Origin of the sequence: Pelomonas sp. Root1237, assembly GCF_001425055.1 — a bacterium.
In the GTDB taxonomy this organism is placed as follows: domain Bacteria; phylum Pseudomonadota; class Gammaproteobacteria; order Burkholderiales; family Burkholderiaceae_C; genus Pelomonas.
This window is the reverse complement of record NZ_LMDK01000004.1, coordinates 126637-150659: the sequence shown is the minus strand read 5'-3', so window position 1 is coordinate 150659 and position 24023 is coordinate 126637. Positions and strand designations below refer to the sequence as shown.

Annotated in this window: 19 protein-coding genes and 2 tRNA genes; 12 read left to right on the top strand and 9 right to left on the bottom strand. The window is 67.1% G+C overall.

Annotated elements, in window-relative coordinates; translation table 11 throughout:
- Nucleotides 1-208: 208 nt before the first annotated feature.
- The 4 genes from ASC91_RS06175 to hrcA form a co-directional block, all read right to left on the bottom strand.
- Nucleotides 209-3844: a tetratricopeptide repeat protein gene (locus tag ASC91_RS06175; protein WP_082532470.1), complete on the bottom strand. Its 3636-nt coding sequence runs from the start codon at nt 3842-3844 to the stop codon at nt 209-211.
- Nucleotides 3845-3859: 15 nt separating this feature from the next.
- On the bottom strand, nt 3860-5218 hold the full coding sequence (locus tag ASC91_RS06170; protein ID WP_235531867.1) for an ATP-binding protein: 1359 nt from the start codon (nt 5216-5218) through the stop codon (nt 3860-3862).
- A gap of 167 nt (nt 5219-5385) precedes the next feature.
- Nucleotides 5386-5462: transfer RNA gene (locus tag ASC91_RS06165), tRNA-Ile, on the bottom strand.
- 35 nt (nt 5463-5497) lie between these two features.
- Nucleotides 5498-6505: a heat-inducible transcriptional repressor HrcA gene (gene hrcA / locus ASC91_RS06160; RefSeq protein WP_056193832.1), complete on the bottom strand. Its 1008-nt coding sequence runs from the start codon at nt 6503-6505 to the stop codon at nt 5498-5500.
- 67 nt (nt 6506-6572) lie between these two features.
- On the opposite strand from hrcA, the gene ASC91_RS06155 reads away from it, so the two are divergent.
- The 6 genes from ASC91_RS06155 to ASC91_RS06130 all read left to right on the top strand — a co-directional run bounded on the left by ASC91_RS06155 (nt 6573) and on the right by ASC91_RS06130 (nt 13489).
- Nucleotides 6573-7439: an NAD kinase gene (locus tag ASC91_RS06155; RefSeq protein WP_056193829.1), complete on the top strand. Its 867-nt coding sequence runs from the start codon at nt 6573-6575 to the stop codon at nt 7437-7439.
- 9 nt (nt 7440-7448) lie between these two features.
- Entirely contained in the window at nt 7449-9143 is a 1695-nt protein-coding gene (gene recN, locus ASC91_RS06150) for a DNA repair protein RecN (protein WP_056193824.1), read from the top strand.
- Nucleotides 9140-10054, top strand: a complete 915-nt coding sequence (rapZ, locus tag ASC91_RS06145) for an RNase adapter RapZ (RefSeq protein ID WP_056193822.1) — start codon at nt 9140-9142, stop codon at nt 10052-10054. The genes recN and rapZ overlap by 4 nt, the downstream gene beginning before the upstream one ends.
- Before the next feature lie 197 nt (nt 10055-10251).
- Nucleotides 10252-10641: a BlaI/MecI/CopY family transcriptional regulator gene (locus tag ASC91_RS06140; RefSeq protein ID WP_056193816.1), complete on the top strand. Its 390-nt coding sequence runs from the start codon at nt 10252-10254 to the stop codon at nt 10639-10641.
- Entirely contained in the window at nt 10638-12359 is a 1722-nt protein-coding gene (locus ASC91_RS28750) for a M56 family metallopeptidase (RefSeq protein ID WP_082532469.1), read from the top strand. Before ASC91_RS06140 ends, ASC91_RS28750 begins: the two co-directional genes overlap by 4 nt.
- Nucleotides 12360-12361: 2 nt before the next feature.
- Nucleotides 12362-13489 carry an FAD-dependent oxidoreductase gene (locus tag ASC91_RS06130; RefSeq protein WP_200955228.1) on the top strand — a complete coding sequence of 376 codons (1128 nt, stop codon included), beginning with the start codon at nt 12362-12364 and terminating at the stop codon, nt 13487-13489.
- Here the strand turns inward: ASC91_RS06130 and ASC91_RS06125 are convergent.
- The 4 genes from ASC91_RS06125 to mutM all read right to left on the bottom strand — a co-directional run bounded on the left by ASC91_RS06125 (nt 13486) and on the right by mutM (nt 17546).
- Nucleotides 13486-15243, bottom strand: a complete 1758-nt coding sequence (locus ASC91_RS06125; RefSeq protein WP_082532468.1) for a methyl-accepting chemotaxis protein — start codon at nt 15241-15243, stop codon at nt 13486-13488. The genes ASC91_RS06130 and ASC91_RS06125 overlap by 4 nt on opposite strands.
- Before the next feature lie 78 nt (nt 15244-15321).
- Nucleotides 15322-15624: a hypothetical protein gene (locus ASC91_RS06120; protein ID WP_056193809.1), complete on the bottom strand. Its 303-nt coding sequence runs from the start codon at nt 15622-15624 to the stop codon at nt 15322-15324.
- Nucleotides 15625-15627: 3 nt separating this feature from the next.
- Nucleotides 15628-16650 (bottom strand): A/G-specific adenine glycosylase, encoded by a 1023-nt coding sequence (gene mutY, locus ASC91_RS06115; protein WP_235531865.1) that lies wholly within the window; start codon nt 16648-16650, stop codon nt 15628-15630.
- Nucleotides 16647-17546, bottom strand: a complete 900-nt coding sequence (gene mutM / locus ASC91_RS06110) for a bifunctional DNA-formamidopyrimidine glycosylase/DNA-(apurinic or apyrimidinic site) lyase (protein WP_056193804.1) — start codon at nt 17544-17546, stop codon at nt 16647-16649. Before mutM ends, mutY begins: the two co-directional genes overlap by 4 nt.
- A 42-nt stretch (nt 17547-17588) precedes the next feature.
- Between mutM and ASC91_RS06105 the strand changes: the two genes are divergently transcribed.
- The 6 genes from ASC91_RS06105 to ASC91_RS06080 all read left to right on the top strand — a co-directional run bounded on the left by ASC91_RS06105 (nt 17589) and on the right by ASC91_RS06080 (nt 22580).
- Nucleotides 17589-19334: a tetratricopeptide repeat protein gene (locus tag ASC91_RS06105; protein ID WP_056193801.1), complete on the top strand. Its 1746-nt coding sequence runs from the start codon at nt 17589-17591 to the stop codon at nt 19332-19334.
- Nucleotides 19331-19843, top strand: a complete 513-nt coding sequence (locus ASC91_RS06100; protein WP_056193798.1) for an outer membrane lipoprotein LolB — start codon at nt 19331-19333, stop codon at nt 19841-19843. Before ASC91_RS06105 ends, ASC91_RS06100 begins: the two co-directional genes overlap by 4 nt.
- A complete protein-coding gene (gene ispE, locus ASC91_RS06095; protein WP_056193795.1) occupies nt 19840-20733 on the top strand; it encodes a 4-(cytidine 5'-diphospho)-2-C-methyl-D-erythritol kinase in 894 nt (297 codons plus the stop codon). The genes ASC91_RS06100 and ispE overlap by 4 nt, the downstream gene beginning before the upstream one ends.
- A 41-nt stretch (nt 20734-20774) precedes the next feature.
- Nucleotides 20775-20851 (top strand) — tRNA-Gln (locus tag ASC91_RS06090).
- A 64-nt stretch (nt 20852-20915) separates the two neighbouring features.
- The gene (locus ASC91_RS06085; RefSeq protein WP_056193791.1) at nt 20916-21878 is read left to right on the top strand and encodes a ribose-phosphate pyrophosphokinase; all 963 of its coding nucleotides are present in this window, start codon (nt 20916-20918) and stop codon (nt 21876-21878) included.
- Nucleotides 21879-21959: 81 nt separating this feature from the next.
- Nucleotides 21960-22580 carry a 50S ribosomal protein L25/general stress protein Ctc gene (locus ASC91_RS06080; protein WP_056193788.1) on the top strand — a complete coding sequence of 207 codons (621 nt, stop codon included), beginning with the start codon at nt 21960-21962 and terminating at the stop codon, nt 22578-22580.
- A gap of 51 nt (nt 22581-22631) precedes the next feature.
- Here ASC91_RS06080 and ASC91_RS06075 read toward each other — a convergent pair whose 3' ends face one another.
- Nucleotides 22632-24023, bottom strand: coding sequence for an efflux transporter outer membrane subunit (locus ASC91_RS06075; RefSeq protein ID WP_157281205.1), 1392 nt, complete (start codon nt 24021-24023; stop codon nt 22632-22634).

Here is a 24023-nt window from a genome sequence, read left to right as displayed (position 1 = left end):
GAGGCCTGGGTCGAGTACTTAGAGGCTCGCCGGCGTTGCTGGGGCGATTTCCACTATCGCGACTACATCGATGCTTGATGCTGGAATGCCGAGCTGATCGACTTGGCAGCACGACTGGATCGCTACGGGCCTAAGATCCCTACCTCTATATCGCCGGCTTGCGACGCAGTTCGACAATCTCATGAGCCGCCACAAAGGCCGTCTCCTGCTAGCCCAAGTCGCTGAGCTTATTGGCCAGGTCACCGCGTAAGGCGTCAGGGCGTTGTGCCGCCAGCTCCCGGCGCAACTCGACCGCCTCCTGCGCCGCCACCAAGGCCGCCTCATGCTGGCCCAGCTCGCTGAGCCTGTTGCCCAAGTTATTCAGCGACCGGGCCAGGTCGGCACGGAAGGCGTCAGGGCGTTGGGCCGCCAGCTCCCGGCGCAACTCGACCGCCTCCTGCGCCGCCACCAAGGCCGCCTCACGCTGGCCCAGCTCGCTGAGCCTATTGCCCAAGTTATTCAGCGACCGGGCCAGGTCGGCACGGAAGACGTCGGGGCGTTGTGCCGCCAATGTSCGGAACAGCTCGACGGTCTCCTGCGCCGYCGCCAAGGCCGCCTCATGCTGGCCCAGCTCGCTGAGCCTGTTGGCCAAGTTACCCAGCGAGCTGGCCAGGTCGGCACGGAAGGTGTCAGGGCGTTGTGCCGCCAGCTCCCGGCGCAACTCGACCGCCTCCTGCGCCGCCACCAAGGCCGCCTCACGCTGGCCCAACTCGCTGAGCCTGTTGCCCAAGTTATTCAGCGACCGGGCCAGGTCGGCACGGAAGACGTCMGGGCGTTGRGCCGCCAATGTSCGGAACAGCTCGACGGTCTCCTGCGCCGTCGCCAAGGCCGCCTCATGCTGGCCCAGCTCGCTGAGCCTGTTGGCCAGGTTATTCAGCGAGCTGGCCAGGTCGGCACGGAAGGTGTCAGGGCGTTGTGCCGCCAGCTCCCGGCGCAACTCGACCGCCTCCTGCATCGCCACCAAGGCCGCCTCACGCTGGCCCAAGTTTCCGAGCTTGTTACCCAGGTTATTCAGSGACCGKGCCAGGTCGGCACGGAAGGCTTTAGGGCGTTGGGCCGCCAGCGTGCGGTACAGGTCCACCGCCTCCTGCGCGGTCGCCAAGGCCGCCTCATGCTGACCCAGCTCGCTGAGCCTGCTGGCCAGATTATTCAGGGAGCTGGCCAGATCGGCACGGAAGGCGTCAGGGCGTTGTGCCGCCAGCTCCCGGCGCAACTCGACCGCATCCTGCGTTGCCACCAAGGCCGCCTCATGCTGGCCCAGCTCGCTGAGCCTGTTGCCCAAGTTATTCAGCGACCGGGCCAGGTCGGCACGGAAGACGTCMGGGCGTTGGGCCGCCAATGTGCGGAACAGCTCGACGGTCTCCTGCGCCGTCGCCAAGGCCGCGTCATGCTGGCCCAGGTCGCTGAGCCTGTTGGCCAAGTTACCCAGCGAGCTGGCCAGGTCGGCACGGAAGGCGTCGGGGCGTTGGGCCGCCAGCTCCCGGCGCAACTCGACCGCCTCCTGCGCCGCAACCAAGGCCGCCTCACGCTGGCCCAGCTCGCTGAGCCTATTGCCCAAGTTATTCAGCGACCGGGCCAGGTCGGCACGGAAGGCGTCAGGGCGTTGGGCCGCCAGCTCCCGGCGCAACTCGACCGCCTCCTGCGTCGCCACCAAGGCCGCCTCACGCTGGCCCAAGTTTCCGAGCTTGTTACCCAGGTTATTCAGSGACCGSGCCAGGTCGGCACGGAAGGCTTCAGGGCGTTGCACCGCCAGCGTGCGGTACAGGTCCACCGCCTCCTGCGCGGTCGCCAAGGCCGCCTCATGCTGGCCCAGGTCGCTGAGCCTGCTGGCCAGATTATTCAGGGAGCTGGACAGGTCGGCACGGAAGGTGTCAGGGCGTTGTGCCGCCAGTTCCCGGCGCAACTCGACCGCCTCCTGCGCCGCCACCAAGGCCGCCTCACGCTGGCCCARCTCGCTGAGCCTGTTGCCCAAGTTATTCAGCGACCGGGCCAGGTCGGCACGGAAGACGTCAGGGCGTTGAGCCGCCAATGTCCGGAACAGCTCGACGGTCTCCTGCGCCGTCGCCAAGGCCGCCTCATGCTGGCCCAGGTCGCCGAGCCTGTTGGCCAGGTTATTCAGCGAGCTGGCCAGGTCGGCACGGAAGACGTCAGGGCGTTGGGCCGCCAGCTCCCGGCGCAACTCGGCCGCATCCTGCGTTGCCACCAAGGCCGCCTCACGCTGGCCCAGCTCGCTGAGCCTGTTGCCCAAGTTATTCAGCGACCGGGCCAGGTCGGCACGGAAGACGTCAGGGCGTTGAGCCGCCAATGTCCGGAACAGCTCGACGGTCTCCTGCGCCGTCGCCAAGGCCGCGTCATGCTGGCCCAGGTCGCTGAGCCTGTTGGCCAAGTTACCCAGCGACCTGGCCAGGTCGGCACGGAAGGCGTCAGGGCGTTGCGCCGCCAGCGCGCGGTACAGATTGACCGCCTCCTGCGCCACCACCAAGGCCGCCTCGCGCTGGCCCCGAGCTTGCAAGATGCCAGCGATCTTGCCCAATGTGGCGGCCTTAGAGGCTATGTCTCCCCGCAGCTCATAGACAGGGAGTTCTTCTTGCTGACGAATGCGCAGCGCCTCGTCTAGCTCACCTCGGGTTTGAAGGATGTCGGCGATTTTGCCCATGGTGACGGCTCTTTCACTCAAGCCCCCTAGGCGCTCGTAGACAGGTAGTTCTTGTTGTTGGCGGGTGCGAAGCGCCTCATCGAGCTCGCCTCGGGCTTGCAGGATGTCAGCGATCTTGCCCACAGTTACGGCTTGGGAACGCAGGTCACCCAGACGCTCAAAGACCGGCAGTTCCTCTTGCCGTCGAATGCGAAGCGCCTCGTCTAGCTCACCTCGGGCTTGAACGATGTCTGCGATCTTGCCTATGGTGACGGCTTTTGCGCGCAAGTCTCCTAGGCGTTCGTAGACAGGCAGTTCCTGTTGCTGACGAATGCGTAGCGCCTCCTCGAACTTACCCCGGCCTTGCAGGATGTCGGCGATCTGCCCCAATGTGAAGGCAGCATCGCGTTCGCTGCCTCGGCGTTGGTGCAGCGGCAACTCAGCTTTCTGCCAGTGCTCCAAGGCAGCGTCGTAGTCCGAAAGGTCAAACAAGAGCCGCCCCAACTCGTTGTAGGGCCCAACGAGTAGTTCGTCGCTCAGGTCGGGATGGTCCTGTAGCCAGCGCCGGATTTCGGCAACGCGATGACGCCTTTCTGCCGTCGAACGCGGATCGAACTCGATGACGGATTCGGCCAATGGCGCGGTTGCAACGAGTTGGGCAGGCGGTTCGTTCAAGGCCGGCTCCGCTGCAAAGGCGTATACCCCAGCGCGCCAAGCCCACAGGTCCGGTGCGCCTTGCGAGGCCAACGCGATAGCGTCGCCGTCTAACCAGAATACGAGTCGGGCTCTCGCAGTAGCCGCAATGCGCTCGCGTCGAACGTTAAAAGCGTCCCAGCGCTCAGCGTTGAACCAACCGCGTGGTCCCTGCACATGGATTACATCGGCCTGGCCCGCATCTTTCACGAGACGCTCTTCGAGCGTCGCGACATCGACAATAGAACGTCCCAAGATCAGCGTGCTGATGCGCAGCCGCGCAGCGGCTAACACCACGTCAAGCGTTGCTACCACCCGCAGACGCAAGCGATCATCAGGCGCGTCGACAAGCAGCCACTGGAAAGCTGGCCCGTGCAGGAGGCTGCGGCTCAGCCGCTGAAAGTCGCCGAAACAATTCGCCGGCAGGCTGCGGGCAAGTTCTAGACCAAGCCTATCCACGTCAGAGGGATCGGCCATGTCGGCGAGGTCGCATCAGGCGTTTGTCATGGCAAATGAGACACGCGCGCCAACCGCGAGTTTGTAGCCTTCGAGCGTACGCACCACCGGGTGGCTATAACGCCAAGAGCCATCGTTGTATTGCATCAAAGCGAGCCGGTGCAATAGGGCCTGAGCAAGCTCGTCATTCCCGCCCTGTTGAGGCGTGCTATCCACCTCGGCCAACAACGCGTAATCGGCAGGCTTTAGGAAATAACGATAGTCAGCCGCAAGCTGAGCAATGGCTCGAGCAACCACACTGGCGTCGATCTTATCGGCAGCCATCTCGCAACACAGGCGCAGCAAGCGCAATAGCTCTCGCGGGTGCCCCCCGCAATGACGCACCAACTCCTCGATATCAGCATCAGCGGCGAAGAGACTGCGGTCAGCGCGTAGCAAAAGCAAGCTTGTCAACGCTGACCAGCCTGCTTCGCAACGAGAGCGATCACGCTCGTAGAGCTTCATCATGGGCAATACCAACTCAGCATCGAGCTTGCCACCGAGGCGACCGTCGTACTTAAGGTGGAGGGGTGCGGTGTAGAGCGCAAGCGTTTGGATGGCCAACAGTTGCTCGGCGTCTTGCACGAAAAACTGAATGGTGTCATCACCACGCATCTTGTCGGTGCCGTCAATGATAAAGAGCACACGCTCGGCACGGCCCAGAGCATTGAGCTTGGCCTCAGCGGAGCGAATGAGATTGCTGAAGGCGGTAGCCAGTGTCGTGAAGCGATTGCGAATTTCCTGTCGCCATTCGTTCTTCTGACTTGCACCGGTCTTAAACGCTGCGGTGAACCCCGCAAACAGCTTGGCTAGGCCAGGAATCCCTCCCCCCGCCTGCAAACCAGCCTTGACCTCGGCGCTGAGTTCGCGGGAACTTGTGTTGATTTGCACTGAACTGGCAAACCAATCGCGTACCGGCCTAAGCTCGTCTTCACTAAGAGAAAAACCGTCTGCCGACATCTTCTCGAGAAGGGCCTCTGCCATGGCCATCAAAGCCTCGGTGTACTGGAGGTTGTTGCGGTCCAACTTGGCCAGTACGTCAACCTCGACAACGTAATACCGCTTTGAGTTGTTCAACTGCCTTGCGTACCGTCGCAGCTCAGTCGTCTTGCCGCTGCCTATGTGGCCAAAGAAGAGCACGTGCTTGTCATTGGGCGCAAAAAAAACGTCGTGGTCCGCGTCCCAGCCAAACTTTCGTGACAGCCGCGAGAACGTAAGTTCGCTGCCCCGAGCCTGGCGTGTTTCAACGTAGCGAGGGTCTCCAGCTTCAAGGGCCTCTTCGTACTCGATCTTTTGAAGTACCTGGAGTATGTTGGTGGGCGGCTGATAGCTCATATCTTCGGACCGATCCTTCAAGCAAACAATTCTGCCCAGTGGTAGCTAGTTGCTGCCGTTCTACAAGTTGACGGCAGGTCCGCTGCAGCTGCGACCAGAAGAACTGGACATGCTCGCCGGCTACGCGGCGACCAACACGCCGCCCATTGTTATAGGCGTCGTCAAATTATTTCAAGTCATTGATTAATTGGTAGGCCGTATTGGACTTGAACCAATGACCAAAGGATTATGAGTCCTCTGCTCTGACCAACTGAGCTAACGGCCCCCGGGGAGGAGGCGCGGATTCTAGTCAGGGAAGGCTCACCGCTGACTGAGCGCCTGCCCCACCATCCGCGACGTGATGTCGACGATCTGGATCATGCGGTCGTAGGCCATGCGCGTCGGGCCGATGACGCCCAGCGTGCCTACCACCTGGCCATCCACCTCATAAGGCGCGCTGACGATGGACAGTTCCTCGTAGGGCACGACCTGGCTTTCGCCGCCGATGTAGATGCGCACGCCCTCGGCGCGGCTGGAGGTGTCGAGCAGGCGCATCAGTTGCGTCTTCTGCTCGAAGAGGTCGAACAGGCGGCGCAGGCTGCCCATGTCGTGGCTGAAATCCTGCACGGTCAGCAGGTTGCGCTCGCCTGAAACGACGACGCGCTCTTCCTGCTGCTGCATGGCCTCGCTGCCCACTTGCACCGCCGCGCTCATCAGGCCGGCGATCTCGCCGCGCAGTTCGTCAACCTCGTGGCGCAGCCGCTCGCGCACCGCCTCAAGCGTCAGGCCCGCATAGCCGGCGTTGAGGCGGTTGCTGGCCTCCTGCAGTTCGCCCTGGCTGAGATCCTGGGCCGTGAAGACGACGCGGTTCTGCACGTCGCCGTCGGGTGCGACGAGGATGACGAGGACGCGGCGCTCGCCCAGGCGCAGGAATTCGATGTGGTGGAAGACGCTGGGCTTCTTGGGCGCCGTGACGACGCCGACGAAGCTGGAAAGGTTGGACAGCATCTGCGCTGCGCTGGCGATGACGCGCTGGGGCTGGTCGGGCTGCAGCTGCGCCGTTTCCACACCGATGAGGCCGGGCTGGGCCGTCAGCATGGTGTCAACGAAGAGGCGGTAGCCGCGCGCCGTCGGGATGCGGCCGGCGCTGGTGTGCGGGCTGGCGATGAGGCCGAGTTCTTCGAGGTCGGCCATCACATTGCGGATGGTCGCGGGGCTGAGCTCCAGGCCCGAGGCTTTGGACAGCGTGCGCGAGCCGACCGGCTGCCCGTCCGCGATATAGCGTTCGACCAGGGTTTTCAGCAGGGATTTGGATCGCTCGTCGAGCATGCCCGCATTCTATGGACACCCCTTTTCCTGCAGAGAGAGGCGATACCCCTGTGGTGTAATTTGCCGCATGGCCGAGCGCTTCAGACATGTCGCCATCGTGGGCAAGCATCAAGCGCCTGGCATCGGGCCGGTGCTGGAGGAGATTGCCCAATTTTTGTGCAGCCAGGGCCTGGACGTCTCGCTGGAAGCGGACACCGCGCTCAACACCGGCCTGACAGGCTATGAAGCGCTGTCCAACGACGAGCTGGGCCGGCAATGCGACCTGGCGGTGGTCATCGGCGGTGACGGCACGATGCTCGGCTTCGCACGGGACATGGCCCGCCACGGCATTCCGCTGGTGGGCATCAACCAGGGGCGGCTGGGCTTCATCACGGACATTCCCATCGAGCGCTGGCGCGAGTCATTGGCGCCGGTGCTGGCGGGCGACTACGAAGTCGAGCCCCGGGCGATGCTGGAAGGCGCAGTCTGGCGCGACGGCGAATCCATCTTCTCCGGCCTGGCACTCAATGACGTGGTCGTGAGCCGCGGCGGCAGCTCCGGCATGGTGGAGCTGAAGATCGAAGTCGGCGAGCAGTTCGTCGCCAACATGCGCGCTGACGGCCTCATCGTGGCCTCCCCCACGGGTTCCACGGCTTATGCGCTGTCAGCGGGCGGGCCCATCCTGCACCCCGGCATTGCCGGCTGGCTGATCGTGCCGATCGCGCCCCACACGCTGTCCAACCGGCCCATCGTGCTGCCCGACCTCGGAGAGGTGCGCCTGGAGATCGTCGCCGGGCGCGATGCGTCGGTGAACTTCGACATGCAAAGCCTCGCCAGCCTGCTGCACGGCGACACCATCACCGTGCGGCGCAGCCAGCACCAGGTGCGCTTTCTGCACCCCAAGGGCTGGAGCTATTACGCGACCCTGCGACGCAAATTGCGTTGGTATGTTTAGAGGCTGACCATGCTGCGGCACCTGAGCCTGAAGGATTTCGTCATCGTCCCCGCGCTGGAGCTCGACTTCGAGCCCGGCTTTGCCGTGCTGACCGGCGAGACCGGCGCTGGCAAGTCCATTCTGATCGACGCGCTGCAGTTGGCCCTGGGTGGCCGCGGTGACGCCGGCGTGGTGCGCGAAGGCGCGGCCAAGGCCGAGATCACTGCCGAGTTCGACACGCCGGCGCATCTGCGCGCCTGGCTGGACGAGGCCGGTTTCGACTGCGACGACACGCTGCTGCTGCGCCGCGTCATCGACGCCGCGGGAAAAAGCCGCGCCTGGATCAACGGCGGCGCGGCCACGCTGACGCAGCTGCGCGAGCTGGCCGACCACCTGCTCGACATCCACGGCCAGCATGCCTGGCAGGGCCTGACCCGCCCCGCCGCCGTGCGCGAGCTGCTGGATGGCTTTGCGGGGCTGGACACTGCGCCGCTGGGCCGCGCCCACGCCGCCTGGAAGCAGGCCGCCGAGGCGCTGCAGAAGGCCCAGAGCCAGCAGGCCGACGCCTTGCGCGAACGCGAACGCCTGGCCTGGCAGATCGGCGAGCTGGACGGCCTGGCGCCCACCGAGGGCGAGTGGGAGGAATTGAACGCCGAGCATGGTCGCCTGTCGCACGGCCAGTCCCTCATCGACGCGGCCAAGTCGGCGCTGGATGCGCTGGACGAGGCCGAGCCCAGCGCCCAGTCCCTCGCCGGTGGTGCGCTGGACCAGCTCGAACGCGTGCTCGACCACGACGCCCGCCTGCTCCCCGCCGTGCAGGCCCTGCGCGATGTGCAGGCCCAGCTGCAGGACGCTAGCCACACGCTGTCGGCCTATCTGCACAAGGCCGATCTCGACCCCAACCGCCTGGCTGAGCTGGACGAGCGCGTGTCGGCCTGGATGACGCTGGCGCGCCGCTACCGCCGCCAGCCTCACGAGCTGCCGGCCCTGCTCTCGCAATGGCGCACCGAGCTGGCTCAGCTCGACGCCGCCAGCGACCCCACGCTGCTTGAAGCGGCCCTCGCCGCCGCGCGCCAGGCCTTCGACGCAGAGGCGCAGGCCGCCAGCCGAGCTCGCAAGAAGGCGGCACCGCAGCTCGCGTCCGCCGTCACGGCAGCGATGCAGCAACTCGGCATGGCGGGCGGTCAGTTCGACATCGCCTTGAACCCCACCGACGGCCCGCAGAGCTTTGGCGTCGAATCCGCCGAGTTCTTGGTCGCCGGCCATGCCGGCAGCACGCCGCGCCCGCTGGCCAAGGTGGCCTCGGGCGGCGAGCTGTCGCGCATCGCGCTGGCCATTGCGGTGACGGCTAGCCAGGCCGCAACCGACAACGCGCCCGGCACGTTGATCTTTGACGAAATCGACGTCGGCATCGGCGGCGCCGTCGCCGAGACGGTGGGCCGGCTGATGAAGCAGCTCGGCCATTCGGCAACCGGCGAGCGCCAGGTGCTGGCCGTCACCCACCTGCCCCAGGTGGCCGCGTGCGCCGACCGTCATCTGGTCGTCGCCAAGGCCTTGCAGGGCACGAGCACCGTCAGCTCCGTCAGCCCTGTGGCCGGCGAAGCCCGCGTGGCCGAGATCGCCCGCATGCTGGGCGGCGAGCGCCTGTCGTCCACCAGCCTGGCGCATGCGCAGGAGATGCTGGACGCGTCCACGGCAACCAAGCCGCGCAAGGCCAAGTCATGAGCACGGACACGGATCTGCAGGGCGACGTCGTGCTGCTGACCGGCATGTCCGGCGGTGGCAAGTCGGTGGCCATGCACGCGCTGGAAGACGCCGGCTATTTCTGCGTGGACAACCTGCCCGCGGAGCTGCTGCTGGACTTCCTGCGCCTGGAGCAGCAACGTGGCGAACGCCGTGTCGCCATCGCGGTGGACGTGCGCTCGGCGAGTTCGCTGCCGCTGATGCTGCCGCTGCTCAAGGACCTGCGAGCCACCGGCGTGCCGGTGCGCTCCATCTTCCTGGACGCCAACAACGAGGCGCTGATGCGGCGCTTCTCCGAGACACGCCGGCCTCACCCGCTGCGCGAGGACCGCGACACCGGCTTCGGTGCGCTGGAAGGCGCGGCCGATGACAGCCATCGCCTGCTGCTGGACGCCATCAAGCTGGAGCGCGAACTGCTCGGCGGGCTCAAGGCCGAGTCCACTGTCATCGATACCAGCCAGCTGCGCCCGGCGCAGTTGCGTGCCTGGCTCGGTGATCTGGTCGGCCCGCATGTCGGCGCCAAGCTCACCCTGGTTTTCGAGAGCTTCGCCTTCAAGCATGGCGTGCCCAGCGACGCGGACTTCGTCTTCGACGTGCGCGTGCTGCCCAATCCCTATTACGACCGCGAGCTGCGCCCGCTCAACGGCCGCGATGCGCCGGTGGCGGCTTATCTCGCGGCCCAGCCCGAGGTCGGCCTGATGATGGGCCAGATCGCCGGCTTCCTGTCGCGCTGGCTGCCCAATTTCGCGGCCGACCAGCGCAGCTACCTGACCGTGGCCATTGGCTGCACCGGTGGCCAACATCGCTCGGTCTATCTCGTCGAGATGCTGGCGCGCCAGTTCAGCCACCACGGCCATGTGCTGAAGCGCCACCGCGAGCTGGACGCAAGGTAGAGCCCCTCGACCAGCTTCGCTCGCTGAACGCCGGCGCGGCTGGTCGGTCCCCCGAGGGGACGGCGATGCTCGCGGCATAGAGCCACGAGCACATCGCCAGAGTGGGCCGGCTAGGGAGCGGCCCGGCGCTCGCCCCGCATGAACAATTCAGAACAACAGTTCTAGACAATGAGTTCTAGAACAGATATTCTGAATCCATGAGCCGAACACCCTCCGCCAAACCAACGGCGGCCGAGCTTGACCTGCTGCAGGTGCTGTGGCGCCACGGCCCCGCCGACGCGAAGGCCGTGCACGAGGCCCTGCTGCCCGAGCGGCCCGACGCCACCTATGCCACCGTACTGCGCCAGCTGCAGGTGATGCACGGCAAGGGCCTGCTGACCCGCGACGAGAGCCAGCGCCCGCAGCTCTACGCCCCCGTGCACGCCCAGGACAAGCTGCAGCAGTCCCTGATGAAGGACTTCATCAGCAAGGCCTTTGCCGGCTCTGGCAAGGCCCTGGTGCTTGCAGCCCTGAAGGACCACGTCAGCGCCAAGGAGCGCGCGGAGATCCGCCAGTTGCTGGCTGGAAAGGGAGATGAAGCCAGATGAGCCTCGACATCGCCATGATTGCCTGGGGCTGGGCCCTCGTGAACTTCGTCTGGCAGGGCGTCGTCGTCGGCGCCGCCGTGGCCCTGCTGCTGGCGCTGATGCGTGGCGCGTCGGCACGCTGGCGCTATGCCGCCTGTGCGGCCGGCCTGGCGCTTTGCCTGGGCCTGCCGCTGGCGCAGTGCCTGGATCTCGCACCGGCCGACACCGATTTCATCGGCGAGCTGCCGCCGCTTGCTGAGCAGATGCCGGCCCTGGTCAGTGCCTGGGCCCTGGGCACGGCGCTGATGCTGGCGCGGCTGGCCCTGGGCCTGGCCTGGGTCGGCCGTGCGCGGCGGCGCAGCACGCCGGCACCGGCCGAGTGGCAAGCGCGGCTGGACGCTCTCGCCCGACGCCTGGGCCTCAAGCGGCCCGTCCCGCTGCGCCTGCTGCCCGACCTGGCCGGCCCCATCGCACTGGGCATGTTCCGGCCCTGCGTGCTGCTGCCTGCCGCCCTGCTGACCCGCCTGCCGGTGGACCTGATCGAAGCCCTGCTGGCCCACGAGCTGGCCCATGTGCGGCGCTGGGACTACGCGGCCAACCTGCTGCAGAGCGCCGTCGAGGCCCTGCTCTTCTTTCACCCCGTCGTCTGGTGGCTGTCAGCTCGCATGCGTCATGAGCGCGAGCTGGTGGCCGACGAGATCTCGGCCGAGCTGCTCGGTGATTCACGCCGCCTGGCCCTGGCCCTGCACGCCCTTTCTGAAATGGATTGCTCCGATATGACTCCCTCTCCCGCGCTCGCCGCTCGCGGCGGCGACCTGCTTGCCCGCATAGAACGCCTGCTCGCGCCGCGCCCCCAGGCCACGGGCTGGAAGCTGGCTCTGCCGGCGCTGCTGATCGCCGCGACCAGCTTCGTCGTGCAGGCCAAGGGCCGCGAGCCGGTCGAGCCGCCGCCCAGCCCCGTGGCCATCGAGGCCGAGGCGCCGCCGGTTCAACAGCTGCGCCTGCCCGTCAATGCCAAGCATGTCGTCGTCATCGACGACGCCACCGGCAAGGTGCTGATGGCTCGCGACGCCGACACCGTCGTGCCGATTGCCTCGCTGACCAAGCTGCTGACGGCCATGGTCGTGCTCGACGCCAAACTGGACCCGAACGAGAAGCTGCGCATCACGAGCGACGACGTCGACACGCTCAAGCACAGCCGCTCGCGGGTTCGCGTCGGCACGCAGATGAGCCGGCAGGCCGCGCTGGAACTGGCGCTGATGGAGTCCGAGAACCGCGCCGCCGCAGCGCTGGCGCGCACCTTCCCCGGCGGCGAGGCCGGCTTCGAGAAGGCCATGCAGGCCAAGATCCGCGCCCTTGGCCTGAAGCGCACGGCCATCACCGACCCGACCGGCCTGTCGCCGGCCAATACCTCGACCGCCACCGAGATGGCGGCCATCACGGCAGCGGCGGCGCGCTACGGCGAGATCGAGCGCATCACCAGCGTCAAGAAGGCCAAGGTGCCGGTCGACGGCCGCCAGCGCGACGTGCGCAACACCAACCGGCTGGTCGGCGCCAAGGGCTGGAACATCCGCGTCTCCAAGACCGGCTATACCGAGGAAGCTGGCCGCTGCCTGGCCATGCGCATCCTGAACGGCAAGCGCCCGGTGACCGTGGTGCTGCTGGACGCCGACGGCTCGGCCAATCGCCTGCGCGATGCAGCGCTGATCCGCAAGTCGCTGGCTCGCCAAGCCTTCTGATCGTGCAACGCCGTCATTTGCTTGCGGCCGGCAGCACCGCCCTGTCCTGGCCCGCCTTTGCGCTGGACTTCGCAGCCCCAGCGGCGCCGGCTGTGATGCGCGCCAGCGTGGACCGCATCGTCGACATCGCCGTCGGCATCCGCCCTTTTCGCGCCCAGGGGCCGCGCATCGAGGTCGAGAGACGCTTCGGCAAGACCGTCGTCCACCACTACGGCCACGGCGGCAGCGGCTGGTCACTGTCCTGGGGTTCGGCCCAGCGCGCGCTGGCGCTGATCCAGTCGCGCGGCGTTCGCCCCGGTGAGCGCATCGCCGTCATCGGCTGCGGCGCCATCGGCCTGACGACGGCGCGCACCGCCCAGCAGGCCGGCTACAAGGTCAGGCTCTACGCCAAGGACCGGCCACCCCACGTGCACTCCTCAGCGGCCACCGGGCTGTGGACGCCGGACTCGCGCATCGTCACCAGCGAACACGCCAGCGAGGCCTGGACGGCCGATTGGGAAGCCATGGCTCGTGCCTCGTTCAAGGTGCACCAGAGCTATCTCGGCCTGCCTTCCGGCCCCGTCGAATGGCATGACGGCTATGTCGTCGCCGACGAGGATTTCGATCAGGCCCTGCCCGGCCACATCGGCGAGCCCGACTATCCGGAGCTGTCGTCGCGCATCGCCGACCTGCGCCCGCAGGGCAAGGCGCTCTCGGCCGCGGAGCATCCTTTTCGCAAACCGCACGCACGCCGCTTCACGCAACTCATTTTCAACATCCCGGCCTACCAGCGCCTGCTGCTGGACGATTTCGCCCGCGACGGCGGCGAACTGGTGCAGCGCGAGTTCCGGCAGCCGCGCGACTTTGCCCGCCTGCCCGAGCGCGTCATCGTCAACTGCACGGGCGACGGTGCGCGCAAGCTGCTGGGAGACACCAGCATGACACCGGTGCGCGGCCAGACGGCTCGACTCATTCCGCAGCCCGAGGTGGACTACGCGCTGATCTATCGCGGCCAGAACCTTGTCGTGCTGCCGCGCCGCGACGGCCTGCTGGTCGCGGCCATGGGTGAGCACGACTTCGGCAATGAAGACCAGCGCCCCGACCGGGCCCAGAGCGAGGCCGCGGTGCAGCGGCTCGCCGGCCTGTTCTAGAAAGTCTCCCAATCGCCCTCGGCCTGGCTCGGCGCGGGGGCGGGAACGGTCTTCTGCGCGGGCGCCGCACTGACCGGCGCGGGCCTGGCTTGAGCCGCAGGGCGCGGTGCAGATTTGGGAGTCGCAGCGCGAGGCGCCATGGCAGACCGCGCCGCCGGCTTGGGCGTGCCGCGTGGCCCTGGCGCCGCAGCGCCCGCATCCACGCGAAAGGCCGCCACCGCCTCGGCCAGCTTGGCCGTCTGCATGCGCATGCTCTCAGCGGCGGCCGCTGTCTGCTCCACGAGAGCCGCGTTCTGCTGCGTGGCCTGGTCGAGCTGGCTGACGGCCGCGTTGATCTGGCCCACGCCTTCGCTCTGCTCTCGGCTGGAGACGGTGATCTCGCCGACGAGGTCGGTCACCTTGCGCACCTCGTTGACCATCTGGCCGATGGTCTCGCGCGCGGCCAGCACCTGGGCGCTGCCGCTCTCGACCTTGCTGACGCTGTCACCAATGAGGCTCTTGATCTCCTTGGCCGCCTCGGCGCTGCGCTGGGCCAGCAGGCGCACCTCGCCGGCCACGACGGCAAAGCCCCGGCCCTGCTCGCCCGCCCGCGCCGCCTCGACGGCCGCGTTCAGCGCGAGGATATTGGTCTGGAAGGCGATGCCGTCGATGGTGCCGATGATGTCGGAGATCTTGCGGCTGGAGGTGGAGATCGCGTCCATGGTCGTGACGACCTCACCGACAGCGGTGCCGCCGGCGCCGGCCACTTCGGAAGCATGGTTGGCAAGCTGGTCAGCCTGGCGGGCGTTGTCGGCATTGGCCTTGATCTGCGCGGCCATCTGCTCGACGGAGGCGGCCGTCTGCTCGAGGCTGGAGGCCTGGCTCTCGGTGCGCGCCGACAGGTCGGCATTGCCCTGGGCGATCTCGGCCGCGGCGACGCTGAGCTGGTCGCAGCCCAGGCGCACGCCCGACACCATGCGCGCCAGGTTCTGCGTCATCTCGTCCAGCATGGTCAGCAACTGGCCGAGTTCATCGCGCGAACTGCTCTGCAGGCGCTGTGTCAAGTCGCCGGCCGCCACGGCCCTGACCGCGTCGGAAGCGCGCTGCACGGGGCCGGTGATGGAACGGGTGATGGACAGGGCCGCCAACACGCCGATGACCAGGGCCACGAGCGATGCGATGCCGAAGATCCACAGCACGCGGCGGTAGGCACTCTCGGCGGAAGCGGTCGTCACGCCGGCCAGCTTCTCGTTGTAGTCCCACCATTTGCCGACGTTCTGGCGCAGCGGCAGGAAGACGGCGCGGGCCGTCGCGTTCATCTCCCGGGCTGCCGTGCCCTGGGTCGGATCGGCGGCACTCTCCTCTGAAGCCTTGAGGACTTTTTCCTGGCCCGCGAAATAGGCCTCGGCGCCCTCGCGCACCGTCTTCAGCAGCCCACGATCCTCGTCGTCGGCGGCCAGCAGCTCATAGTCCTTCAACCGCTGGCGGACGTCGTCACGCGCCTTGACGATCTGGCCAGAGAGTTCCTTCTTCTGCTTGTCGTCGTCCGTCAGGATGTGCTGCTGCTCGTACCTCCGCGCGTCGGAGATCGCACCGTCGATCTGGTGAATGATGCGCAGCGACGGCAGGATGTTCTCGGGGTAGTACTCGGCGTAGTAGTTGATCGACTTCGCCAGCAACGTGCCGACAAAGGCCATCGCCAGCATCAGCGCCAGCAACACGAAGAACGCCAATCCCAGGCGCGTTCCGACGCGCAGATTCTTCAGTCCATCCACGGCTGTCCCCTTGTCGTTGTTCGAGGGACTGTGCCCCTTTCGCCGTGGGCAGGCAATGCGTGTGCAACCCCTGTTTTGTCAACTTTCAGACGGCTCGGCCTCGCCCAGCAACAAGGCGAGCAGCACCGCGGTGCCGATGGGCATGAAAACGACGACGGCAATGAACCACGGCATGAAGGCCCGGCCCGTGCGGCGCACCAGCTGCATCATGAAAACGCAATGCATGGTGCCCGCCACGACGAGACCCAGACCCAGCAGGACGAGCCTGGACGCCGGCGGCTCGCCGTCCTGCGTGCTGCTGATGATCTGCCACAGGCACAGGCCGGCGACGAGCAGGGTGATGACTGCGTACTCGATGCCGCTCTTGATGTGTGGTTTCATGGCTCAGTCTCCCTCGATCAACTTCTTCAGCGGCGCAGGCAGCGCGTAATCCACCAGTTTCTCCCGCGCCACCCAAGTGCCGCCAGGAGTCATACCCTCAACTGCCTCGGCCCGCAGCGTGTGCAGCACCCAATCGAAGTGCGTCAGCGCGTGCTGCAGCCGCGGCAGCGTCTCCAGCTCGCCGCCCGGCAGGGCCGCTCGGGCGCTGGCCTCGTCGTCAAACATCGGCAGCGTCCACAGGCCCGCCCAGACGCCGGTGTCAGGTCGCTGCTGCAGCAAGACCCGGCCCTCGACGCTCTCAACCCACAGCCACCAGTTCTCGCGACGGCCGCGCTTGAGCTTCCTGGTCTTGACCGGGAAGCGCGTCGGATCGCCCTCCTGCTGCCCGCGGCACATGGGCTGCACGGGGCAGAGCAGGCAGTCGGGCGAGCGCGTGCTGCAGATCGTCGCGCCGAGGTCCATCAGGCCCTGGGTGTAGCGGTCAACGTCGCGCTCGGGCAGCAGCTCGGTGGCACGGTCCCACAGCTTCTTCTCGGCGGCGCTGCTGGAGAGATCGCCGCTGAATGCCAGCACGCGCGACAGCACGCGCTTGACGTTGCCGTCCAGGATGGCGACGCGCTCGCCAAAGCAGAAGGCCGCAATGGCTGCGGCAGTGGAGCGCCCGATGCCGGGCAGCGTCTGCAGGGCTGCAGCCGTGCCTGGGAACTCGCCGCCATGCAGATCGGCCACGGCCCTGGCGCAGGCGTGGAGATTGCGCGCCCGGCTGTAGTAGCCCAGGCCGGCCCATTGCGCGAGCACTTCGTCCAGCGACGCCGCGGCCAGGTCGGTGACCTTGGGCCAGCGCGCCAGGAAGCGTTCGTAGTAGCCCAGCACCGTCGCGACCTGGGTTTGCTGCAGCATGACTTCCGACAGCCAGACGCGATAGGGGTCGCGCGTGTTCTGCCACGGCAGCGTGTTACGGCCATGGCGGCGCTGCCAGGCGACGACGGTCTTGCCGAAGTCGGCGCCCAGCGCTTCTGGTCTCATCGTTTCTGGCATTGGGGGCAGAAGAAGGTGGAACGTGCGCCTTGCACGATGCGCCTGATGACGGTGCTGCAACGCCGACAGGCGTCGCCTTCGCGGCCATAGACCTGCGCCTGCATCTGGAAGCTGCCCGCCACGCCATGGGCGTCGCGAAAGTCGCGCAGCGTCGTGCCACCAGCTTCCAGCGCCTGGCCGAGCACCGTGCGCACGGCCGCGGCGAGCTTGTCGGCACGCGGGCGGCTCAGCTTGCCGGCGGGCAGGCGCGGGTCGATGCCGGCCATGAACAGCGCCTCACAGGCGTAGATATTGCCAGCGCCGACGACGATGTCGCCTGCCAGCAGCGCCTGCTTGATGGACACGCGCCGGCCGCTGAGCGCCGCATGCAGGTGCAGGCCGTCGAATCGCTCGTCGAAGGGCTCCAGGCCCAGGCTGCCGAGCAGCGTGGCCACAGGTTCGGCATCCAGTGCGGCGCCCCAGACGACGGCGCCGAAGCGGCGCGGGTCGGTCAGGCGCAGCAGGCCATGGTCGGTGTGCAGGTCGAAATGATCATGCGCGCCGGGCGCGGGTGTCGTGTCGAGAAAGGCCAGCGAACCCGACATTCCCAGATGCATCAACAAGCCCCCGGCACTTGTCGGCCCCAAGGGCTGAGCGGCGCCCAGCCCGCCCCCCGAGGGGAGCAAGGCGATTTGGGGCGGCCCGGCATCGCCTTTTTCCAGCGGCAGCCACAAATATTTACCCCTTCTTTGCGTGCTGCCGACGCGGCTGCCGAGCAGTGTTTCGGGGTCGACGCCGAGTGGCCAGCGCAAGGGTTTTCCCAGGCGAAGGCCGGTCACCCGGGCCCCCTGGATGGCACCGGCAAAGCTGCGGCGCGTGACTTCGACTTCGGGTAACTCGGGCATGAGACGGAAATCATAATCAGGCCCTGTCCAGTCGGAGTTCGAATGCCCCTGCCCACTCGCCGCGTGATCGCCGCGGCCGCCCTGTTCGCCGCCCTGCAAGCCCACGCCCAGGATGCCGTCGCGCCGGCCACTCCCGCCGAGGCACCGACGAACTCGGCCATGGACGCGCCGCTGTTCTACCAACTGCTGATCGGCGAGCTCGAGCTGCAGAGTGGCCAGGCCGGCGTCGCCTTCCAGGTGCTGCTGGACGCCGCGCGCCGCACCGGCGACGAGGAGCTGTTCAAGCGCGTCGTCAACATCGCCGTGCAGGCTCGTGCGGGTGACCAGGCCCTGATGGCCGCACGCGCCTGGGCCGAGACAGTGCCAACCTCGGCCGAGGCGCTGCAGAACTGCGTGCAGCTGCTGGCCGTCATGAACAAGCCCGCCGAAGTACCCACGCCGCTGGCGAGCTTGCTGCGCGTTGCGCCCGCTCCGCAGCGCCCCGGGCTCATCCTCGCGCTGCCCCGCCTGTTTCAGCGCTCGCCCGATCCCAAGGCCGTGCTCATGGCCCTGCGCCCGGTGCTGCAGGCCCAGGCCGGCCCGCTCAAGCCCGCCGCCCTGTACACCGAGGCCCGCCTGTCCATCAATGCCGGCGAGAACGGGCGAGCACTTGGACTGACCCGCGAACTCAACCAGCTCGTGCCCGACAACGATGACGCGATGCAACTGGCCGTCGACCTGATGCCCACGGAGCCTCAGGCCGAAGGGCTGATCACCGCCAGGCTGCAGCAGACGCCTGATCAGCATGCGCTGCGCCAGGCCTATGCCCGCGCCTTGATCCTGGCCCAGCGCCCGGCCGATGCCGCGCGCGAGTTCCGCCTGCTGACCGAGGCGACACCCGACAACCCCGCCCCCTGGCTGGCCCTGGGCGCCACCGAGCTGGAGCTCAAGCATGCCGCCGCCGCTGAGGCCGCCCTGCGCGAAGCCCTGAAGAGGCTGGACACGCCGGCCTCGGGCACCGATGCCGAGATCAAGGCCCGCGCCGAGGGCCGCCAGCAGGCCTGGCTGATGCTGTCCCAGGCGGCCGAGCAGCGCGGCGACCTCAAGGCCGCCGAGGCGGCACTGCAAAAGGTGGACGGCAACGGACTGGAACTGCGCTACCGCCGCGCCAGCCTGCTGGCTCGACAAGGGAAGCTGCCTGAGGCCCGCAAGCTGCTGCAACCGGCGACCGATGCCAGCGATGCCGACGCCCGCGCCGCGCTGCTTGCCGAGGCCCAGCTGATGCGCGAGCAGCGCGACTACACGGCCTCACTGGCCGTCCTCAAGACTGCCACGACCCGCTTTCCCGCCGACGCCGACCTCGTCTACGAACAGGCCATGATGACCGAGAAGGCGGGCCGCTTCGATGAAATGGAGAGCCTCTTGCGCCGGGTCATCGAGATCAAACCCGACTATCACCACGCCTACAACGCCCTGGGCTATTCGCTGGCCGAGCGCAATCTGCGCCTGCCCGAGGCCAAGGAGCTCATCGAACAGGCGCTGAAGCTGGCGCCGGGCGAGCCCTTCATCGTCGACAGCCTGGGCTGGGTCGAATTCCGCCTGGGCAACCTGCCCGAGGCCGCCAAGCTGCTGCGCCAGGCCCATACCGCCCGCCCCGACGCCGAGATCGCCGCCCATCTTGGCGAGGTGCTGTGGGCCAGCGGCGCCCAGGATGAAGCCCGCCGCGTCTTTGCAGAGGCCGCCCAGCGCGAACCTGGCAACGAGGCCCTGCGCGAGGCACTGGACCGGCTGAAGGTCAAGCCGCGATGAGGCTGGCCGCCCTGCTCCTCGCGCTCGCCGTCGCCGGCTGCGCGCAGCTGCCTCAGGCGCCGCCCGCTGGCCAGGAGTCCCGGCTCAGTGGCCGCATCAGCGTGACGGTGGCTGGCGATGCGCACAACCGTGGCACCGGCGGTGCGGCCAGCTTCGAACTGTTCGGCGGCCCGCAGGCTGGGCGGCTGGAGCTGACATCGCCGCTCGGCGCCCTGGTAGCCCGCGCGAACTGGCAGCCCGGCCGCGTCACGCTGCAGACGCCCGGCGACGAGCGCCGCTTCGACGACCTCGACGCATTGACCCGCGAGCTGCTCGGCGAGCCGGTGCCGGTTGCTGCGCTGTTCGACTGGCTGCAAGCCCGACCCTGGCCCGCCGCGCCACACCTCAAGACGACGAGCGGCTTCGAGCAACTGGGCTGGCGCATCGAACCCAAGCTGCCCGCCCTCGTCGCCACGCGCCTGGCCGAACCCACCGTCACGCTGCGCGCCCGGCTGGACAGCGGCGAATGAAGGCGCTGTACGACCTGGCCGCGCCCGCCAAGCTCAACCTCTTTCTGCATGTGATCGGCAAGCGGCCTGATGGCTACCACCTGCTGCAGTCAGTCTTTGTGCTGATCGATTGGGCGGACACGCTGCATGTGGAGACTCGCGCAGACGGGCAGCTGCGTCGCCATGATGTGCTCGCAGGCGATCTGCCCGCCGATGACCTCTGCCTGCGTGCCGCTCGCCTGCTGCAAACCGAGACTGGCTGCACGCTCGGCGCCGACATCCATCTCGAAAAGCGGCTGCCTGCCGGTGCCGGCATGGGCGGCGGCTCGTCGGATGCGGCGACGACGCTGCTGGCGCTGAACCGGCTCTGGGATCTGCGCCTGCCGCTGGACCGCCTGATAGCGCTCGGCCTGAAGCTCGGCGCCGACCTGCCCTTCTTCCTCGGCGGCGGCCCGGCCTTCGTCGAAGGCATCGGCGAAATCCTGCATCCACTGACCTTGCCCGAGCAGCGCTTCGCCGTGCTCAAGGGCCCGGCCGGGCTGGCAACCAAGGACATCTTTTCAAGCCAACTCTTGGCAAGGTCTGAAAACCTGGCTATAGTCGCGGGCTTTCCCGCCCTGGCTGGAACTGCAGAAAACTTGGTGAATGGCTTTGGTCACAACGATCTCCAGCCCGCCGCCGAAAGTATCAGCAGTGAAGTGCAAGACGCGGTAGCGTGCATGTCGAAGCAATTCGGCAACGCCCGAATGACGGGCTCAGGCGCTGCAGTGTTTTCAGTACTCGCCGGGAATGGAAAAGATGGCAATGACGACCAGTCCCTGGCGACATTACTGCGGGCCAGACCTGCGGAGTGGACCGGTCGAATCTGCCACAGCCTGGCTCAACACCCGCTCGCGGGCTGGGCCGGCTGACAAAGGTTTATAGGGTTCGGCCGCTCGGCCGGGTCCTGTGTAGGGGAGTCGCCAAGTTGGTCAAGGCATCGGATTTTGATTCCGACATGCGAGGGTTCGAGTCCTTCCTCCCCTGCCAAATGTTTTCCGTACTTCGCTGAACCGGCTGCGCATTCAGCGGGCCACTGACTCAAGGAAGCCCAGTGCTGCTCAACACGGTTCTCTTCACCGGCAACGCGAACCCGGTCCTCTCTCAGGAAATGGCCACCCATCTCGGTCTCGAGCTGGGCAAGGCCGTCGTCGGGCGTTTCTCGGACGGCGAAGTCGCCGTCGAGATCCAGCAGAACGTGCGCGCCCGCGACGTCTTCGTCATCCAGCCCACCTGCGCGCCGACGAACGAGAACCTGATGGAGCTGCTGATCATGGCGGACGCGCTCAAGCGCTCCAGTGCCCGCCGCATCACCGCCGTCATCCCCTACTACGGCTACGCCCGCCAGGACCGCCGCCCGCGCTCCACCCGCGTGCCGATCTCGGCCAAGGTCGTCGCCAACCTGCTGGAAACCGTCGGCGTCGAGCGCGTGCTGACCATGGACCTGCACGCCGACCAGATCCAGGGCTTCTTTGACATCCCGGTCGACAACATCTACGCGTCGCCCGTCCTGCTGTCGGACCTGAAGAGCCGCAACTACAGCGACCTCGTCGTCGTGTCGCCGGACGTCGGCGGCGTGGTGCGTGCCCGCGCCCTGGCCAAACAGCTCGGCTGCGACCTGGCCATCATCGACAAGCGCCGCCCCACCGCCAACGTGTCCGAAGTGATGCACGTCATCGGCGAGATCGACGGCCGCAACTGCGTGATCATGGATGACATGATCGACACCGCCGGCACCCTCGTGAAGGCGGCCGATGTGCTGAAGGCGCGTGGCGCCAAGAGCGTGTTCGCCTATTGCACCCACCCCATCCTGTCGGGCCCGGCCATCGAGCGCATCGCCAGCTCGCAGCTGGACGAAGTCGTCATCACCAACACCATTCCGCTGACCGACGCGGCCAAGGCCTGCAAGAAGATCCGCCAGCTGTCGGTGGCCTTCCTGTTCGCCGAGACCATCCGCCGTATTTCCGACGGCGAGTCGGTCACCAGTCTCTTCTCCGAGCAGAACAACAACTTCTGATCGGGGATTTCGCCGCGGTCGCAAGGCCGCATTCCCAACGGCGCCTGGTCGCGGGTGCCGTTTCTCTTTTTGGAGAAAACCATGAAGTTCGTCGCTTTTGAGCGCAAATTGCAGGGGACCGGAGCGAGCCGCCGCCTGCGCGTGGCCGGCAAAGTGCCCGGTATCGTTTTTGGCGCTGGTGAGCCCGTCATGATCGAACTCGATCACAACGCGCTGTTCCACGCCCTCAAGAAGGAAGCCTTCCACAGCTCGCTGCTGGACATGGAACTGGCTGGCGCCACCACGCAAGTGCTGCTGCGCGATTTCCAGATGCACCCGTACAAGCCGCAAGTCCTGCACTGCGACTTCCAACGCGTGGACGCCACGACCAAGATCACGAAGAAGGTGCCGCTGCACTTCATCGGTGAAGACACGTCGCCGGCCGTCAAGACCGACCACTGCACGGTCAACCACGTTGTGACCGAACTGCTGATCACCTGCCTGGCCAAGCAACTGCCCGAGTTCATCGAGGTGGACCTGTCTGGCTTGACCCAGGGTCACTCGCTGCACGTCAACGACATCAAGCTGCCGGAAGGCATCAAGGTCGTGACGCACGGCAAGCCGAACCCCGTCATCGCGACGCCGATCGCGCCGGTTGCTGAAGAAGTCATCGTTGCCGCCGCTCCGGTGGTCGACGACGGCAAGAAGAAGAAGAAGAAGTAATTTCTTCGAGGCTTCAAGCCAAAGACGAGGGGCTCCGCAAGGAGCCCTTTTTCATTGCGCCGGCAGCCGGCCACCCAGGTTCTTCAGCAGCAGATTGGCCGCCACCAGCTGGCGGTTGCGGGCAGACAGCAGGTTGGCTTCAGCCGATAGCAGCGAACTCTGCGCCGCACTGACGTTCAGGAAGCTGACCGTGCCGGCGCGGTACTGGGCCAGCACGATGTCGAGGTTTCGCTGGGCGGCCTCGAAAGCGTCACGCTGCAGGGCCAGCGCGGCGCCGGATTCGGCGAACTGCACGAGGTTGTCCTCGACCTCCTGGAACGCCGTCAGCACCGCCTGGCGGTAGTTGGCGGTAGCGGCATCGGCCGAGGCGCGAGCTTGGGCTGAAGCCAGCTTGCGTTGGCCGCCGTCAAAGATCGGCTGCGCCACGGCCGCACCGATGCTCCACAACAGGTTGGGCGCCGAGATCAGGTTGGACCAGGACGAGCCGCGGTAGCCGGCGCTGGCCGACAGGTCGATTGCGGGGAAGAAGGCCGCATCGGCGATGCCGATCTGCGCATACGCCGCCGTCTGGCGGGCGCGCGCGGCGGCGATGTCGGGGCGCTGGGCCAGCATCGTCGACGGCACCAGGTCGGGTACCGGCGGCAGCTCGGGCAGGTGAGAGCTGGGCAGCAGCTGGAACTGCCCCGGCAGCTTGCCGACCTGGGTGGCGATGGCGTGCTCAAGTTGCGCGCGCTCGGTGCGCATGTCGCTGAGCTGCGACTGCACGCTGCGCAGCTGGGTGCGAGCCTGCAGCACATCGGTCTGCGCGACGACGCCGCCGGCATAGCGGGCCTCGGTCAACTCCAGCGCGCGCTGGTTGGCGGTCACGGTGCGCTCCAGCAGCGCCTGCTGCGCCTCGGCGGTGCGCAACGCGAAATAGCTTTGCGTCAGCGTCGCCTGCGCCGACAGGCGCAGCGCGGCCAGATCGGCTTGGCTGGCCTGGTAGTTCGCGCCGGCGGCCTTGACGCCTTCGGCGAGGCGCCCCCAGAGATCGATCTCCCAGGCCGCGTTGGCCGTCAGCGAGTTGTTGGTCGACACGGTGCGCTGGCCGTTGCCGTTCTCGGCCGTGGCGGATCGGGTGCTGCCCGCGCCAACGGACAACGTGGGGAAAATGGCCGAGCGGCTGGCTGCAAGCACCGCGCGGGCCGATGCAACCTGGGCCAGGGCCGCGGCAAGGTTCTGGTTGCCGACAACAAGGTCGGCTTGCAGGCTGTCCAGCACCGGATCCTTGAACATCGTCCACCAGGCCTCGGGCACGGCGACCTCGGGCGCCACGCGCCGCCATTCGGTCGAGCCCGTGAAGTGCTCGGGCGGCGGGGCTTCAGCAGGCGGGTGCTGCGAGGTCACGGCGCAGCCGGCAAGCAGCAGCGCGACGGTCAAGGGAGCAAGGGCAGTCTTCAGCAT

Bases quoted from the DNA above. Each gene is read 5' to 3' on its own strand.
- hrcA (WP_056193832.1), bottom strand. From the start codon at position 6,505: ATGCTCGACGAGCGATCCAAATCCCTGCTGAAAACCCTGGTCGAACGC.
- ASC91_RS06155 (WP_056193829.1), top strand. From the start codon at position 6,573: ATGGCCGAGCGCTTCAGACATGTCGCCATCGTGGGCAAGCATCAAGCG.
- recN (WP_056193824.1), top strand. From the start codon at position 7,449: ATGCTGCGGCACCTGAGCCTGAAGGATTTCGTCATCGTCCCCGCGCTG.
- rapZ (WP_056193822.1), top strand. From the start codon at position 9,140: ATGAGCACGGACACGGATCTGCAGGGCGACGTCGTGCTGCTGACCGGC.
- ASC91_RS06140 (WP_056193816.1), top strand. From the start codon at position 10,252: ATGAGCCGAACACCCTCCGCCAAACCAACGGCGGCCGAGCTTGACCTG.
- ASC91_RS28750 (WP_082532469.1), top strand. From the start codon at position 10,638: ATGAGCCTCGACATCGCCATGATTGCCTGGGGCTGGGCCCTCGTGAAC.
- ASC91_RS06120 (WP_056193809.1), bottom strand. From the start codon at position 15,624: ATGAAACCACACATCAAGAGCGGCATCGAGTACGCAGTCATCACCCTG.
- mutY (WP_235531865.1), bottom strand. From the start codon at position 16,650: ATGAGACCAGAAGCGCTGGGCGCCGACTTCGGCAAGACCGTCGTCGCC.
- mutM (WP_056193804.1), bottom strand. From the start codon at position 17,546: ATGCCCGAGTTACCCGAAGTCGAAGTCACGCGCCGCAGCTTTGCCGGT.
- ASC91_RS06105 (WP_056193801.1), top strand. From the start codon at position 17,589: ATGCCCCTGCCCACTCGCCGCGTGATCGCCGCGGCCGCCCTGTTCGCC.
- ASC91_RS06100 (WP_056193798.1), top strand. From the start codon at position 19,331: ATGAGGCTGGCCGCCCTGCTCCTCGCGCTCGCCGTCGCCGGCTGCGCG.
- ispE (WP_056193795.1), top strand. From the start codon at position 19,840: ATGAAGGCGCTGTACGACCTGGCCGCGCCCGCCAAGCTCAACCTCTTT.
- ASC91_RS06080 (WP_056193788.1), top strand. From the start codon at position 21,960: ATGAAGTTCGTCGCTTTTGAGCGCAAATTGCAGGGGACCGGAGCGAGC.
- ASC91_RS06075 (WP_157281205.1), bottom strand. From the start codon at position 24,023: ATGCTGAAGACTGCCCTTGCTCCCTTGACCGTCGCGCTGCTGCTTGCC.